We start from the raw sequence: 14,824 nt of genomic DNA, 5'->3' as shown, positions 1-14,824 counted from the left end.
CCCATGTTTTCAAATGGAAAACACATCCGACGCGCCCACCCCGCCGGCCGGTTCGCCGGCGCGGGCCGCAGGCTTCAGCCCTCGCCGAGGGCCGCGATGAAATCCCTCACGACGCCGCCGGGGATCGAGACCGCCCCATCCTGATTGGTCAGCCAGATAACCGTCAGGTCATAGGCCGGGTAGTAGAAGGACAACGCGCCGTTGCCGAGCCCGCCCCCGGTGTGGCCGAGGCGCTCGCTCGGCAAACCCGGATCGGTGATCTGCATCGCATAGCCGTAGAAGGAACGCGATTGCGGATGGGACAGGTAGCGATTGTACGGGGCGGCGATCATCTCGTAGCTCTCGGCCGAGACGAGCACGCCCTGGCGCAGGGCCCGCATGAAGTCGAACAGGTCATCGACCGTGGAATAGCCTCCGCCGGCCGAGGCCCCGCGCGGCGGGTGGGTGTAGTAATTGGCGTACCAGACCTCCTGCTGGCGCTCGCCGCCCGGGTCGAACCCGGCCAGGAGTTCCTGCACCGAGACGCGGCTATAGCCCGTCGCCAGATTGGGCGTGACCTCGTCGACCGCGAACGGCCCGGTATTCTCCATGTCGAGCGGCTCCAGGATCACGCGGCGGATATGGTCGTGATACCCCTCGCCGGTGACGGACTCGAGGATCAGGCCGAGCACGATGTAGCCGTTGTTGGAATACGCCCAGCGCTCGCCCGGGCGAAACGCGAGCGGCTCGTCGACGAAGAGGCCGGCGAAATCCTGCAGGGTCCGGAACCGCCCGATCTCGCGGTGCAACGTATCCGTCCAGTAAAAACCCATGCCGCTGGTATGGGTCAGCAGGTGGCGGACCGTCACGTTCTCCGCGACATCGCGATTCGGCCAGTCGGGCAGATAGGTCGCGACATTGGCGTCGAGATCGATCAGCCCGGCCTCGGCCAAGCGCATGACGGCGACCATGGTGAACTGCTTGTCGATCGAGCCGAGATTGAACTTGGTGTCGACCCGGTTGGGAACGCCGTGGCCGCGATGGGCCAGGCCGAAGGCCTCGCGGTAGATGACCTCGTCCCCGACCGCGACGAGCACGGTGCCGGAAAACTCATCGCTGGCTTCGGCGGCCTCGAGCCGGGCGTCGAGCCTTTCCACCAGACTGTCGAAGTCGGGCTGCTCGCCGGCAGAAGCGGCGCACGCGACACCCGCGGTCAGCGCGATGGCGCAGAGGGAAACGCGAAGATTCATGGTGACTTGCCTCCTGTCCTGTCGGGCGAGGTCTAGCAAGCCGGCAAATGTGCCGCCACTTAAAGCCCGGTCATGATCCGGAGAGGATGCGGTAATGAGCGCTGCCCCGGACGCGAAACGGCCGCCGGAATGCCCGGCGGCCGTTTTCGTGTCTCCTGAAGTGGCGCGAGTGACGGGGCTCGAACCCGCGACCTCCGGCGTGACAGGCCGGCGCTCTAACCAACTGAGCTACACCCGCACACTTCGTGATCCGCCGCGCCGGTCTCCCGTGCGGCAGGAGGCGTTACGTAAAGCCGGACCCGATCACGGTCAAGCAGGATGATGCGGTGCCGTGCAGCGTTTTTGCAGGCCGCAGCGCGGGCGTGATGGGGCGCCTGCGCAGGGGCGTGCTAGCCTGTCTGCCGCATCAGGATCGGCGGCGCGAGGACGGGCGATGATCTGGAGAGTTCTGCGTTGGACGCTGCTCGCGCTTGTCGGCGCGATCTTCCTGCTCGTGCCGGCCTGCGCCCTGCTAACCGATGCGCGCTACGTGACGATCCCGGCGCCGAACCGCCTGCCCGCAGACTCCGCGCGCGCCTCCCCCGCCCTGCTCGCGGCCGGATACGGCCAGCCGCCCATCGCCTCCGCCGAGGCGTGGCGCGGCGAACGCGCGCCGGTCCTGCTCGCCCTGTTCCAGTCCGAGATATACGGACGGGTTCCCGCCCCGGGGACCGTGAGGGTGGACGAGGTCCGGCAGATCGATCCCGCCGCATTCGGCGGGTCAGGGTCGCTGGAGCGCTGGCGGGTGGCGATCGAGGCGCCGAGCGGCGTGCTCACCGTCGATCTCGCCGTCGCCTTTCCGCGTGCGGCATCCGGGCCGGTTCCGGTCTTCCTGGTGCCGAACGAGTGCGGCAACCGGCTCGCCCTGGACACGGAGGCCCTGCCCCGTCCTGCCGGCCATACGCCTTCCTGGTGCGATCCGGACCCCGGGAGGCTGGAGGCCGCGATCGCCCGCTTCGTCTTCGGGGAATACGTGCTGAGCCCGCCCGCAGCGATGATCCTGCAGCGCGGCTACGCGCTGGCCGCCTATCACGAGAGCGACATCGTGCCCGACGACGCGGCGCTGGCCGGACCGGCACTCGCCCGTCTCACCCCGGCCGGCACACCAGCGGACGAGCGCACGGGGACGATCGCGGCCTGGGCCTGGGGGCTCTCCCACATCGCCCGGGCACTGGATGGCGATCCGCGCATCGGCGAGGTCGCGCTGATGGGCCATTCGCGCCGCGGCAAGGCGGTGCTGCTGGCTGCGGCCATAGAGCCCGAGCTCGATCTCGTCGTCTCCCATCAGTCCGGCACGGGCGGGGCGGCGCTGTCGCGGCGCGAGGCCGGGGAGACGGTGGCAGACGTCACCTCGACCTACCCGCACTGGTTCGCGCCGGCATTTGCCCGCCATGCCGGCCGTGCCCGCACGCTGGCGATCGACCAGCACCAGCTCCTGGCCCTCATCGCCCCCCGCCCGGTCCTGCTCGGCAATGCCGCCCGCGACCGCTGGTCGGATCCCGTCGGCACGCTTCTCGCCGCCAACGGCGCAGCGCCGGCCTGGGAACTTCATGGTGAGCCGGCCTTCCACCAGACGCGGCTCGACCGGTTCGACCCCGCCTCCCCGCTCACCTTCTACATGCGCGGCGGCACGCACGGTGTGACGGGAGAGGACTGGGCGGCATTCCTGGATTTCGCCGATGCGCAGCTGGCAGGCCATCGCCCTGAGTAGGCACGGGGCCGGCCGGTCCGCCTTCGCTCGGATGAAAGGTCGGGGGCTTGCCTGGCAGAAGCTCGCGGCGCGAGCGAAGGCTGGTGGGCGGTGACGGGATCGAACCGCCGACCTGCTCGGTGTAAACGAGATGCTCTACCAGCTGAGCTAACCGCCCGGACAAATCCCCTCTATCCCAGGCCCGCCGGCCTGACAACGCCGGCCCTCACGCCTCCCGGCTCGCCGGCGGCAGGCGGTCGGCGCCATAGCTGCCGAAGCTGCGGATCGACTTGGCGTGCTCGCGCAGGCTGGCGAGCGCGCGCGCGACCGGGCCCTCCTCCTCGTGACCCTCGATGTCGAGGAAGAACATCTGCGACCAGGGTTCACCGGCGACGGGACGGCTTTCCAGCCGCGTGAGGTTGACCCCCTCGCGCCGGAAGCCCTCGAGCGCGGTGACGAGCGAGCCCGGCGCATCGGAGGTGACGAACACGATCGAGGTCTTGCACGGAAGGAGCGGCGAGGCCGGGGCGGGATCCTTCGCCAGAGCCACGAAGCGGGTGTAGTTGTTGCCCGGATTGTCCGAGGCGTTGGCGTCGATCACGTTGAGCCCGAACAGGCGCGCCGCGTCGGCTCCCGCGATCGCGGCGACCTCGGGGCCCTCGTCCATCGCGCGTTCGAGCGCCCGGGTGGAGGATGAGACCGGGACCGGCTTCAGATCCTTGTGACGCGACAGGAAGCGCTGCGACTGGCGCAGCGCCTGGGGATGGCCATAGACGGTCTGCACGCTGCCGATCCCGGCGGCCTTGCCCACCAGGCAGTGCTCCACCTTGTAGTGATGCTCGCCGGCGATCTTCAGCGCGGTGTCGCGCATCAGGTCGTAGACCTCCACGATGCCGCCCGTCGTGGTGTTCTCGATCGGCACGAAGCCGTAATCGGCCTCGCCGCTCTCGGCGGCCGCGAATATGCCGGCGAAATCGCGCTTGATCACCGGTTCGATCCCGGAATAGCGCCCGTCGAAATGGGCGAGCGCGGCGAAATGGCTGTAGCTGCCCGGCCCGCCGAGATAGGCCACGCGCGCCTCCGTCAGCACGTCCGGAGAGACGCGTGCGTCGAGCCCGGCGCGCTGCCGGCGAAGCGAGTCGTCGATGACGAGCTGGAAGACGCGCTCGACGAAGGCCGGATCGAGACCCTCGGCGGAGGCCAGGGTCACGGCGCGCTCGAGCACGGCGCGCTCGCGTTCCGTATCGCGCACCCTCTGCCCGCCTCCGGCCTTCAGAGCCCCCAGCGCCTCGCCGAGCTTCCGGCGCTCCGACAGCAGATGGACCAGCTTCTCGTCGGCCGCATCGATCGCGCGTCTCAGCTCGGCGCGTTCCTCGTCCATAGAATGGGCCATCGCCCCTCCCCCTTCGCTCAAAAAGAAAGCGGCCCCGCTGGAGGGGCCGCCGAACTCGTCATCCGCCTTGGCGCACGCGAACTCAGCCGCCCCCGGGGGCCGCGAAATAAAAGCCGTAGAAGAAGCTCGCGCGCGTGATCATGCAATGAGTGTGCGGCGCACAAAGCGCAGCGTCAACACTCTAGTTGCCGACCGCGAGTTCGCGCTCGACGCCCTTCAGGATGAGTTCGAGCTGCGAGACCGCGTCCTCGAGCGGATCGTCCGCCCGGCTGCCGATCGGGGTGACCGTGACGATGCCGTGCACGGCCGCCCAGACGGCGCGCGCCGCCTGGAAGCGGCGCTCCTTCTCCTTCGCGCCCGGAAGCTCGGAGAGCCGGTCCTCGAGGATGGCGAAGAGATCGTCCTCGGCCTTCACGTACCAGTCCGGCGGTTCGCCCGAGGTCGCCCGGAAGGTGATGATCGCCTCCATCCGCCTGGGGTGCGCCTGCACGAAACCGAGATAGGCCCGCGCCAGCGCCATGAGCTGGCGGTGCAGGCTCTGGCCCTCCGCGCCGCGAAGGGCTGCGATCAACACGTCGAAGAGCTCGCGGAAGGTCCGCAGATTGGCTTCGCGGGCAATGTCGTCGATATCGCCCACGAGCTTGTAGAGCGAACCGACCGAGAGGCCGGACTCCTTGGCGATCAGACGGGCCTGCAGCCCCGAGGAGCCGCGCTCCTCCAGGAGGTCGAGGGTCGCTTCGATCACCTTCTCGCGGTGCTCCGGGCCGAGCTTGGGCCGGCCGCGCGGGCGCTTCTTGGCAGGGGCTTGATCCTCAGGCATCTCAAATGTCTAGCATCGCGTGCGGGAGATCACCAAGCGCGCCGTTGAGCGATTGACAGGAGCGCTTCGCCGGGCCGCAATGCGCAGTCCTGCGTTCCGGGAAAGGATCGACCATGCGCCGTCTCTTCGCCCTCGCCCTCGCGGGCCTGTCCGCAGCCTGTTCGCCGGATACCGCGACCCGGGACGACGGGGCCCTGCCCCGCGCCGTCGTCGAGACCTCGCTCGGCGCCATCACGATCGAATTGCGAGAGGATGCCGCCCCGGTCACCGTGGCGAACTTCATCGCCCATGCCGGGGCCGGCCATCTCGATGGCGGGAGCTTCTACCGCACCTCGCGGCCCGACAATGCACGGGCCGATGCGCCGCCGATGTACATCATCCAGGGCGGGCACAGCTTCGACGGCCTTCCCGGTGCCGAAGGCATCGCGCATGAGCCGACCGAAGAGACCGGCCTGTCCCACGTGCGGGGCGCGGTCTCAATGGCGCGCGACGAGGTGGGCACGGCCACCACCGAATTCTTCATCACGATCAACGACGTGCCGGGCCTCGATTCCGGGCCGGACGGGCGGAACCCGGATGGGGCCGGCTATGCCGTGTTCGGCGCGGTCGTCGACGGCATGGAGGTGGTCGAGGCTATCTGGCAGCAGCCCGCCGGGCGCAGCGATGCGCCGGAGGGGTTCGCGAGCCAGTTCCTCGTCGAGCCGGTGCGGATCGAGCGGGTCCGCATCGAGCGGCCCTGAGCCTCAGCGCGCGCGCACCCGCTCGGCGTAGGCCGCAGCGATCTCGAGGCCATGCCCCTCGGTCCCGAACTCGTAACTCTGGCCTTCGTGGGTGATCTGGCGCACCGGCGTCACCTCGACCGCCGAGCCGGTCAGGAACACCTCGTCGGCGGACAGGAGCTCCTCCGGCGAGACGCGGCGCTGGTCCTCGACTCGCCAGCCGCTTTCCCGGCACATCTCGATCACGGTCTGGCGCGTCAGGCCGTCCAGGAAGCGGTCCGCCTTCGGCGTGACAAGCATCCCGTCCTTGATGAAGAAGATGTTGGCCCCGCTCGATTCGGCGACATGGCCCTCCCAGTCGAGCATCAGCGCGTCGAAGGCGCCCATCGCCTGGGCCTCGGCCTTTGCGCAGATGGAGATCTGGTAGTTGCCGGCGGCCTTGGCCTGGACGCGCATGCATTGGGGCGGCGGGCGCCGGGTCGGAACCGTGACAAGGTCGATGCCGGCCGCGCGCCTGTCGGGATCGAAATAGCTCGCCCAGTCGGTCCAGGCCGCGACGGCGAAATGGGCCGGACCGCCCTCCCTCGCATCGACGCCCATCTTGCGCGATCCACGAAAGGCGAACGCCCGCACATAGGCGTCGGAAAAGCCGTTGGCCTCCAGCACCTCGTACTTGGCCCGCTCGATCTCCTCCACGCCGACGCGCATCGGCAGGAAGATCGCCTCGGCCGATCGCAGCAGGCGCTGCGAATGTTCGCGCGAGCGGAATATCCGCCCGCCATAGGCGCGCTCGCCCTCGAACACCGAGGAGGAATAGTGCAGCGCATGCGTCAGCAGGTGCGTGCGCGCCTCGCGCCAGGGCACGAGCTCGCCGTCGACATGGATAAATCCGTCACGGTCGTCGAAGGAAGGAATTTGCGCCATCTCGGCCTCCGGGACTTGCGCCTCTCGCGCCGGCCGCTCTCGACTCGATGCGCACGGCGCGAGGCTAGCCCATCGCGCGGGCTGCCGGAATAGCGCCGGGTCCGGAACCCTGCCCGCCCGCGTGCGGTTTCGCAGTCAGTTCCCGGCCGCAGCGGTTCGCATCCGCAAACGCACTGAAAACCTGCCGACGGGCCGGAACGCGAAGGCCTCCGACGGTCACGCCGGAGGCCTTCATGCGAGCGGCCCCGCAAACAAGAAAGCCCCCGGCCGGAGCCGGGGGCTTGTCGTTACGGCTCGGGACGGGCCTAGTGAGCGCGCAGCTCGTCGCCGGCGTCCTTGCCCGGCACGGCAGCCATCGCCGCCGCGTCCGCCTCGGTCCACTCGACCGGCTCGACCTTGTTGACGAGCGCGCGTTCGAGCACCTCGTCGAGCTGTTCGACCGCGACGATCTCCAGGCCCGCCTTGACGTTGTCCGGGACCTCGGCGAGGTCCTTTTCATTGTCCTTCGGGATCAGGACCGTCTTCACCCCGCCGCGCAGGGCCGCCAGCAGCTTCTCCTTCAGGCCGCCGATCGGAAGCACCCGGCCGCGCAGGGTGATCTCGCCGGTCATGGCGACATCCTTGCGCACGGGGTTCTTGCTCAGCGAGGAGATGATCGCGGTGACCATCGCGATACCGGCCGACGGGCCGTCCTTCGGGGTGGCCCCTTCCGGAACGTGCACGTGGATGTCGGTATTGCGGAACACCGTCGGCTTGATCCCGAGCGAGGGCGCCCGGCTCTGCACGAAGGCGTTCGCGGCCTGGATCGACTCCTTCATCACGTCGCGAAGGTTGCCGGTCACGCGCATATTGCCCTTGCCCGGCATGGCCACGGCCTCGATGGAGAGCAGATCGCCGCCGACCTCGGTCCAGGCCAGACCCGTGACCAGTCCGACCTTGTCCTCGGCCTCGGTCTCGCCGAAGCGGAACTTCCGCACCCCGGCGAAGTCGCCGAGATTGTCCGGCGTGATCGTCACCGACTGCACGTCGCCGCGCTCGATCTGGACCACCGACTTGCGGGCCAGGCGCGCCAGTTCGCGTTCCAGGTTCCGCACGCCCGCCTCGCGGGTGTAGTAGCGGATGAGATCGCGCAGCGCGTCCTCCGTCACTTCCCACTCGCCGTCCTTGATCGCGTGGTTCTTGATCTGCTTGGGCAGCAGGTGACGCTTGGCGATCTCGACCTTCTCATCCTCGGTGTAACCGGCGATGCGGATGATCTCCATCCGGTCGAGGAGCGGCTGGGGCATGTTCAGCGTGTTCGCCGTGGTGATGAACATCACGTCGGACAGGTCGTAGTCGACCTCCAGATAGTGATCGCCGAAGGTCTCGTTCTGCTCCGGATCGAGCACTTCGAGCAGCGCCGCGGACGGGTCGCCCCGGTAATCGGCGCCGAGCTTGTCGATCTCGTCGAGCAGGAAGAGCGGATTGGAGTACTTCGCCTTCTTCATCGACTGGATGATCTTGCCCGGCATGGAGCCGATATAGGTGCGCCGGTGGCCGCGGATCTCGGCTTCGTCACGCACGCCGCCGAGCGACATGCGGATGAATTCGCGGCCCGTGGCCTCCGCGATCGAGCGTCCGAGCGAGGTCTTGCCGACGCCCGGCGGTCCAACCAGGCACAGGATCGGACCCTTCATCTTCTTGGTCCGGCTCTGCACCGCGAGATGCTCGAGGATGCGTTCCTTGACCTTTTCCAGGCCGTAGTGATCGGCCTCGAGCTGGTCCTCGGCCTTCTTCAGGTCGATCTTGACCCTCTTCTTCTTCCCCCACGGGATCGACAGGATCCAGTCGAGATAATTGCGCACCACGGTGGCCTCGGCCGACATCGGGCTCATGTTCTTGAGCTTCTTGAACTCGGCCTCGACCTTCTTGCGCGCCTCCTTGGAGAGCTTGGTCTTCTCGATGCGCTCCTCGAGCTCGGCCAGCTCCTCGCGGCCTTCGTCGGTCTCACCCAGCTCGCGCTGGATCGCCTTCATCTGCTCGTTGAGGTAATACTCGCGCTGGGTCTTCTCCATCTGGCGCTTCACGCGCGAGCGGATCTTCTTCTCCACCTGCAGGACGGAGATCTCCCCTTCCATCAGGCCGAAGACCTTCTCGAGGCGCTCGGCGACGTTCGGATTGCCCAGGAGTTCCTGCTTGTCGGCAATCTTCACCGCGAGATGGGCCGCGATGGTGTCGGCCATCTTGGCCGGATCGGTGATCTCGGCGATCGCGGACAGGACCTCGGGCGGGACCTTCTTGTTGAGCTTGACGTATTCCTCGAACTTCTCCGCGGCCGTGCGCATCAGGGCCTCGACCTCGGACGCCTCGCCAACCTGCTCGTCGACGGTTTCGGCCTCGGCCTCGAAATAGGCCGCGTTGTCCAGGAAGCGCGTGATGCGCGCGCGCCTGCCGCCTTCGACAAGCACCTTCACGGTACCGTCGGGCAGCTTCAGCAGTTGCAGGATGGAGGCGACGACGCCGTCGGAATAGATGCCGTCCGCGCTCGGATCGTCATCGGCCGCGCTCTTCTGGGTCGCCAGCAGGATCTGCTTGTCCGAGCGCATGACCTCTTCCAGGGCCCGCACGGACTTCTCCCGGCCCACGAAGAGCGGGACGATCTGGTGGGGAAACACCACGATGTCGCGCAGGGGCAGAACGGGAAGGGTTTTCGTCTCAATCATCAACTCTCTCCTCATGCGTCCCGGCTCGCATCGAGCCCGGAACGGCCGGCCCATGCGTGGCGCCGGCAATGGCTAGAGACTGGCGAGGGTGTCATAGCCTCCCCCGCTTCGCGTCTTCTAACAAGTGGAAGCCGCAACCGGCCTGTTCAAGCTTTCCGGGTGCGTGCGAAGCGCCGGCACGCTGAAAAAAGCGCCGGCGCGAGACCCGCGCCGGCGCCTTCTATTTCAATGGCTTGGGGAAAAGCGCGGCTTACGCGCCCTTCTTCCCGCCGCTCGCGGCTTCCTCGCTCTTCTTGCGCTCGGCGTAGATGTAGAGCGGCTTGGCATTGCCCTCGACGACCTCGGCGTTGACCACGACCTCTTCCACGCCCTCGAGCGAGGGCAGGTCGAACATGGTCTCCAGCAGGATGCCTTCCATGATCGAGCGCAGGCCGCGCGCGCCGGTCTTGCGCGTGATCGCCTTGCGGGCGATCGCCAGCAGCGCGTCCTCGGTGAAGGACAGGCCCGTGCCCTCCATCTCGAACAGGCGCTGGTACTGCTTGACGAGCGCGTTCTTCGGCGCGGTCAGGATCTGGACGAGCGCCGGCTCGTCGAGATCTTCCAGCGTCGCGATGACGGGAAGACGGCCGACGAATTCCGGGATCAGGCCGAACTTGGTCAGGTCGTCCGGTTCGACATCGCGCAGAACCTCGCCCTGGCGGCGTTCCTCGGGATCGCGCACATCGGCACCGAAGCCGACCGCGCTGCCCTTGCCGCGCTGGGCGATGATCTTTTCGAGTCCGGCGAACGCGCCGCCGACGATGAACAGGATGTTGGTGGTGTCCACCTGCAGGAATTCCTGCTGGGGGTGCTTGCGCCCGCCCTGCGGCGGCACGGAGGCCGTGGTGCCCTCCATGATCTTCAGAAGCGCCTGCTGCACGCCCTCGCCGGACACGTCGCGCGTGATCGAGGGATTGTCGGACTTGCGGGAAATCTTGTCGATCTCGTCGATATAGACGATGCCACGCTGCGCGCGCTCGACATTGTAGTCGGAGGCCTGCAGCAGCTTCAGGATGATGTTCTCCACGTCCTCGCCGACATAGCCCGCCTCGGTCAGCGTCGTCGCGTCGGCCATGGTGAACGGCACGTCCAGGATGCGCGCCAGAGTCTGAGCGAGCAGCGTCTTGCCGCAGCCCGTCGGGCCGACGAGCAGGATGTTCGATTTCGAGAGTTCGACATCCTGGTGCGCGCTGGTGTGATTGAGCCGCTTGTAATGGTTGTGCACGGCGACCGCCAGCACGCGCTTGGCGTGGGCCTGGCCGATCACGTAATCCTCCAGAACCTGGAAGATTTCCTGCGGGGTCGGCACGCCCTCCTTCGACTTCACCAGCGAGGACTTGTTCTCCTCGCGGATGATGTCCATGCACAGCTCGACGCACTCATCGCAGATGAAGACCGTCGGCCCCGCGATAAGCTTGCGGACCTCGTGCTGGCTCTTGCCGCAGAACGAGCAGTACAGCGTGCTCTTTCCGTCGCCTTCGGTTGCCTTGGTCATGGTCGCTCCGTTCGTCCGGCGCAGCACCGCCGCGCCTGCCGCTTGGCGTCCCGCAGCCTGTCCGGTCCCGGCCACATCTGAGGACGCGTCCTCACCGTAGCAAGATCAGGGCCGGACATTAGCGAAACGTTGCCAAGCTGAATAACATTCGATCACAGGCCGGCGCGTACGATCAAGCACCGGATGCCGCTCATGCATCCGGCACGGGACGTTTTCCCCGGCCAAGCGCTGTGAGATGGGTGAGGCCTCAGGCCTCGCTGCCCCGGCTCTCGTAGACGCTGTCCACGATGCCGAAATCCCTGGCCTCCTGCGCGTTCATGAAGAAGTCGCGGTCGAGCGTCTTCTCCACGGTCGCCAGATCCTGGCCGGTATGCCTGACGTAGATGTCGATCATCCGGCGCTTCATCTTCAGGATGTCCTCGCCGTGCCGCTCGATGTCGGCCGCGGTGCCGCGGAAGCCGCCGGAGGGCTGGTGCAGCATGATGCGCGCGTTCGGCGTTGCGAATCGCATGCCCTTCTCGCCGCCGGCAAGCAGGAGCGAGCCCATCGAGGCCGCCATGCCGATGCACGCCGTCGCGACGGGGCAGCGGATGTACTGCATGGTGTCGTAGATCGCGAGACCGCTCGTCACCACCCCGCCCGGCGAGTTGATGTACATCGCGATCTCCTTCTTCGGGTTCTCCGATTCCAGATAGAGGAGCTGGGCGACCATCAGGCTCGCCATGTGATCCTCGATCGGCCCGGTCACGAAGACGATCCGCTCCTTCAGGAGCCGCGAATAGATGTCGAAGGCACGCTCGCCGCGGCTCGTCTGCTCGACGACCATCGGAACGAGGCTGCTCATCATCTCCTGAGGATCTTTCATCGCTCGCGTACTCCAGGGAAAACGGGAAACACCTGCCGGGACCGGCAGGTGTCGGTTAGATCGGATTCGAAGCGGACTTTGGCAAGGGGCGCGGGTGCGCGCAAGCCGCATGGAAGCGGCAAGAGCAGCACCCGCCCGCCGGGACCGCGCTAGTCCTTCTTGGCCGAGGCCTTTTTGGCAGGAGCCTTCTTGGCCGGCTTCTTGGCTTCGGACTTGGCCGGAGCCTCGTCCTCTTCCTTCTTGGCGGCGGACTTCTTCGCCGGCTTCTTGGCCGGCTCGTCTCCCGAGGCTTCGGCCTTTTTCTTCGCCGGGGCCTTCTTGGCCGCCGCCTTCTTGGAGGACTTCTTGGCGGCCTTCTTCTCGGCGGCCTCCTCGTCCTCCTCCTCGAACAGGGTCTCGCGGTCGACCTGCTTCTCGGTCACGTCGGCGAGCTCGAGGATGTAGTCGATCACCTTCTCCTCGTAGATCGGCGCGCGCAGGGACTGCAGGGCCTGCGGGTTCTTCTGGAAGTAGTCGACGACCTGGCGCTCCTGGCCCGGGAAGCGGCTGGCCTCCTGGTTCACGGCACGGGCGAGTTCTTCCTGCGAGACCTCGACCCTGGCCACGCGGCCCATCTCGGCGAGCACCAGCCCGAGGCGCACGCGGCGCTCCGCGATGGCGCGGTATTCCGTCTTGAGCTCGTCATCGGACTTGTCCTGGTCCTCAGGCTCGAGCTCGCCCTTCTTCTTGGCTTCCTCGACCTGGGCCCAGATCTGCGCGAATTCCTGCTCGACCATGCCCGACGGCAGGTCGATTTCCTTGTGCGCCTCGTCGAGCTGGTCGAGAATCTGGCGCTTCACCTTGAGGCGCGAAGCCTGCTTGTGCTCGGTCTCGAAGCGGCCCTTCAGGGCCTCTTTCAGCGCACCGAGGTCGGACAGGCCGAAATTCTTCGCGAGATCGTCGTCGATCCTGGTCTCGGCCGGCGCCTGGACATCCTTCACCGTGGTCTCGAACACGGCTTCCTTGCCGGCGAGCTGCTTGGCCTGGTAGTCCTCCGGGAAGGTCACCTTGACCTCGACCTCGTCGCCGGCCTTGGCACCGACCAGCTGATCCTCGAAACCGGGGATGAACTGGCCCGAACCCAGCACCAGCTCGGCGTCTTCCGCCGAACCGCCCTGGAACGCCTCGCCGTCGATCTTGCCGACGAAATCGATGACGAGCTTGTCGCCCTCCTGCGCCTTCGCGCCCTTCTTGCGGGACTCGTAGGACCGTGTCTGCTGGGCGAGTTCCCCGAGCGCTTCCTCGACCTGTTCGTCGGCGACCGGAGCGACCGGCTTTTCGATCTTGAGGGTCTTCGCATCGATCGTCTCGAAATCGGGCATCACCTCGAGACTGACCTCGAAGGTGAAGTCCTTGCCCTCCTTCAGGACCTCTTCGGCATCCGACTTCACGTCCACGTTCGGCTGGTTGGCCGGGCGCAGCTTGCGCTCTTCCAGCAGCTCCTGCGTGGTCTGGGGCACGAGCTCCTGCAGGATGTCGCCCATGATCGAGGTGCCGAACATCTTGCGGATGTGCGCGGCCGGGACCTTGCCGGGACGGAAGCCCTTCAGGCGCACCTGCGGGCGGATTTCCTCGATCTTGGCCGAGAGGCGCTTGTCGAGGTCCGCGGCGGGCACGGTCACCTCGTAGACGCGGGAGAGACCTTTGGAGGTTTTTTCAGCGACGTTCATGATGGCGAGGCCTTGCTTGTTATTGGGCCGGTAGGCGGCGTCGGACGGTTGGATAACCACGGGCCAGGCGAGCCCATGAGCTGACCGTCATGCGCGCCTGTCAGTGAAAACGAGCGCGCGTTATGTCACGGGGCATTTGCCGACGCAACGGGCCGGGGCGGTTGACCGTGCTGTCCGCCGCGCCCCGGGCAATCCGCTCCCTCAGCGGCCGCCTGTGCCCGGAGCGGCGCCGGGAACGTTCGGTTCGCACCGCCGTTCATGACGCGAGAGGCCGATCGTCCGCAAGCCGTCTGGGAGCACGTCATGGAACTGGCACTGGGACTGTTCGTCATCGCCGCCGTCGGCGGCCTCGTCATGGCCGCACGCGTCTGGTCGGGCGCGTTTCCGCCCTGGTGGCTGTCCGTCCTGCACGCGCTTCTCGGCGCCGCCGGGATAGTCGTCCTGCTGCTCGCGCTGCGCGGTGCGGGGATCGTCCTCGGCTGGTGGGCGCTCGCGGCCCTGGTGATCGCCGCGCTGGGAGGCTTCTTCCTGGCCTCGTTCCACCTGAGAAAGCAGACCCACCCCAGGGGCGTGGTCGTGCTTCACGGCGGGCTCGCCGCACTCGGGGTGGTCCTGCTGATCGCGGCGCTGTTCCAGGCCTGATCGGGCCCTGCGGAGCGTCCCGCGAGCGCGCCTGTGGCCCGCCGGGCGCAGGGGGGGCAGTGACAGTCTGGTGCGGGTGAGAGGACTCGAACCTCCACGGGTCTCCCCACTGGAACCTAAATCCAGCGCGTCTACCAGTTCCGCCACACCCGCACGCCCTGTTTTACTAGGCTATATGGGCGAAAACGTGCAAGAACCGGCAACAGGAGTTTCGGGAATACGCGGGGAACGACTCGCGAACGCGGGAATAGACCGGCCACAAAACCGGCCACACTCTCACCCCGGCACGCCTCGATAACCGCGACCAGCGCGGCCTCTCTCGCGGAGTTTTCCACGTCGACACTGGACGCCATCCTTGCGCGGCGGATCGGGCGGCCCCGATCCTGTGGGCATGTTCAACCGGCATCACAGGAGAACTCCATGCCGCTGTATCACGCCCGTCCGCCTTCAACGCCTCAGTGGCTGACCACGCTCTATGTCTGCGGATCGATTGCCGGCGTCCTTGGAATCCCGGTCGCGCTCGTCCTGTTCTTCCTGACCGGCTGACACCCCGCACCC

12 protein-coding genes and 3 tRNA genes are annotated in these 14,824 nt (G+C 67.2%); 4 read left to right on the top strand and 11 right to left on the bottom strand.

The genetic code is table 11. The features are described 5' to 3' along the window. Positions 1 to 74 precede the first annotated feature (74 nt). Together JW792_RS03765 and JW792_RS03760 are read right to left on the bottom strand one after the other, a co-directional pair. Positions 75 to 1,229 carry a serine hydrolase domain-containing protein gene (locus JW792_RS03765; protein WP_135997356.1) on the bottom strand — a complete coding sequence of 385 codons (1,155 nt, stop codon included), beginning with the start codon at positions 1,227 to 1,229 and terminating at the stop codon, positions 75 to 77. A 161-nt stretch (positions 1,230 to 1,390) separates the two neighbouring features. Beyond that, positions 1,391 to 1,467: transfer RNA gene (locus tag JW792_RS03760), tRNA-Asp, on the bottom strand. 195 nt (positions 1,468 to 1,662) lie between these two features. Here JW792_RS03760 and JW792_RS03755 point away from each other — a divergent pair. Then, positions 1,663 to 2,979: a glucuronyl esterase domain-containing protein gene (locus JW792_RS03755; protein WP_135997355.1), complete on the top strand. Its 1,317-nt coding sequence runs from the start codon at positions 1,663 to 1,665 to the stop codon at positions 2,977 to 2,979. An 81-nt stretch (positions 2,980 to 3,060) separates the two neighbouring features. Here JW792_RS03755 and JW792_RS03750 read toward each other — a convergent pair. The 3 genes from JW792_RS03750 to JW792_RS03740 form a co-directional block, all read right to left on the bottom strand. Further along, positions 3,061 to 3,136 (bottom strand) — tRNA-Val (locus JW792_RS03750). A gap of 48 nt (positions 3,137 to 3,184) precedes the next feature. Further along, a complete protein-coding gene (locus JW792_RS03745; RefSeq protein WP_135997354.1) occupies positions 3,185 to 4,351 on the bottom strand; it encodes a bifunctional chorismate mutase/prephenate dehydratase in 1,167 nt (388 codons plus the stop codon). 181 nt (positions 4,352 to 4,532) lie between these two features. Continuing rightward, positions 4,533 to 5,171, bottom strand: a complete 639-nt coding sequence (locus JW792_RS03740) for a TetR/AcrR family transcriptional regulator (protein ID WP_135997353.1) — start codon at positions 5,169 to 5,171, stop codon at positions 4,533 to 4,535. Between the two features lie 113 nt (positions 5,172 to 5,284). Here JW792_RS03740 and JW792_RS03735 point away from each other — a divergent pair, with 113 nt between their 5' ends. Further along, positions 5,285 to 5,911, top strand: a complete 627-nt coding sequence (locus JW792_RS03735) for a peptidylprolyl isomerase (RefSeq protein WP_135997352.1) — start codon at positions 5,285 to 5,287, stop codon at positions 5,909 to 5,911. Positions 5,912 to 5,914: 3 nt separating this feature from the next. Here JW792_RS03735 and ilvE read toward each other — a convergent pair whose 3' ends face one another. From ilvE to tig, 5 genes are all read right to left on the bottom strand, one after another. After that, complete coding sequence (ilvE, locus tag JW792_RS03730) at positions 5,915 to 6,814, bottom strand: branched-chain-amino-acid transaminase (protein ID WP_135997351.1); 900 nt, start codon at positions 6,812 to 6,814, stop codon at positions 5,915 to 5,917. A 305-nt stretch (positions 6,815 to 7,119) separates the two neighbouring features. Then, positions 7,120 to 9,516, bottom strand: coding sequence for an endopeptidase La (gene lon / locus JW792_RS03725; protein ID WP_135997350.1), 2,397 nt, complete (start codon positions 9,514 to 9,516; stop codon positions 7,120 to 7,122). A 250-nt stretch (positions 9,517 to 9,766) separates the two neighbouring features. Then, positions 9,767 to 11,050, bottom strand: a complete 1,284-nt coding sequence (gene clpX, locus JW792_RS03720; protein WP_135997349.1) for an ATP-dependent Clp protease ATP-binding subunit ClpX — start codon at positions 11,048 to 11,050, stop codon at positions 9,767 to 9,769. Between the two features lie 247 nt (positions 11,051 to 11,297). Continuing rightward, complete coding sequence (locus JW792_RS03715) at positions 11,298 to 11,915, bottom strand: ATP-dependent Clp protease proteolytic subunit (RefSeq protein WP_135997348.1); 618 nt, start codon at positions 11,913 to 11,915, stop codon at positions 11,298 to 11,300. Positions 11,916 to 12,064: 149 nt separating this feature from the next. Further along, positions 12,065 to 13,624: a trigger factor gene (gene tig / locus JW792_RS03710; RefSeq protein ID WP_135997347.1), complete on the bottom strand. Its 1,560-nt coding sequence runs from the start codon at positions 13,622 to 13,624 to the stop codon at positions 12,065 to 12,067. Between the two features lie 303 nt (positions 13,625 to 13,927). Between tig and JW792_RS03705 the strand changes: the two genes are divergently transcribed. After that, positions 13,928 to 14,266, top strand: coding sequence for a hypothetical protein (locus JW792_RS03705; RefSeq protein ID WP_135997346.1), 339 nt, complete (start codon positions 13,928 to 13,930; stop codon positions 14,264 to 14,266). Positions 14,267 to 14,334: 68 nt separating this feature from the next. Here the strand turns inward: JW792_RS03705 and JW792_RS03700 are convergent. Beyond that, positions 14,335 to 14,419: transfer RNA gene (locus JW792_RS03700), tRNA-Leu, on the bottom strand. Between the two features lie 267 nt (positions 14,420 to 14,686). On the opposite strand from JW792_RS03700, the gene JW792_RS17050 reads away from it, so the two are divergent. Beyond that, the gene (locus JW792_RS17050; protein WP_277419635.1) at positions 14,687 to 14,812 is read left to right on the top strand and encodes a hypothetical protein; all 126 of its coding nucleotides are present in this window, start codon (positions 14,687 to 14,689) and stop codon (positions 14,810 to 14,812) included. The last annotated feature ends 12 nt before the right edge of the window (positions 14,813 to 14,824 follow it).

The organism is Marinicauda algicola, from assembly GCF_017161425.1.
Classification (GTDB): Bacteria; Pseudomonadota; Alphaproteobacteria; order Caulobacterales; family Maricaulaceae; genus Marinicauda; species Marinicauda algicola.
This window is presented reverse-complemented; position numbering and strand designations above follow the sequence as displayed.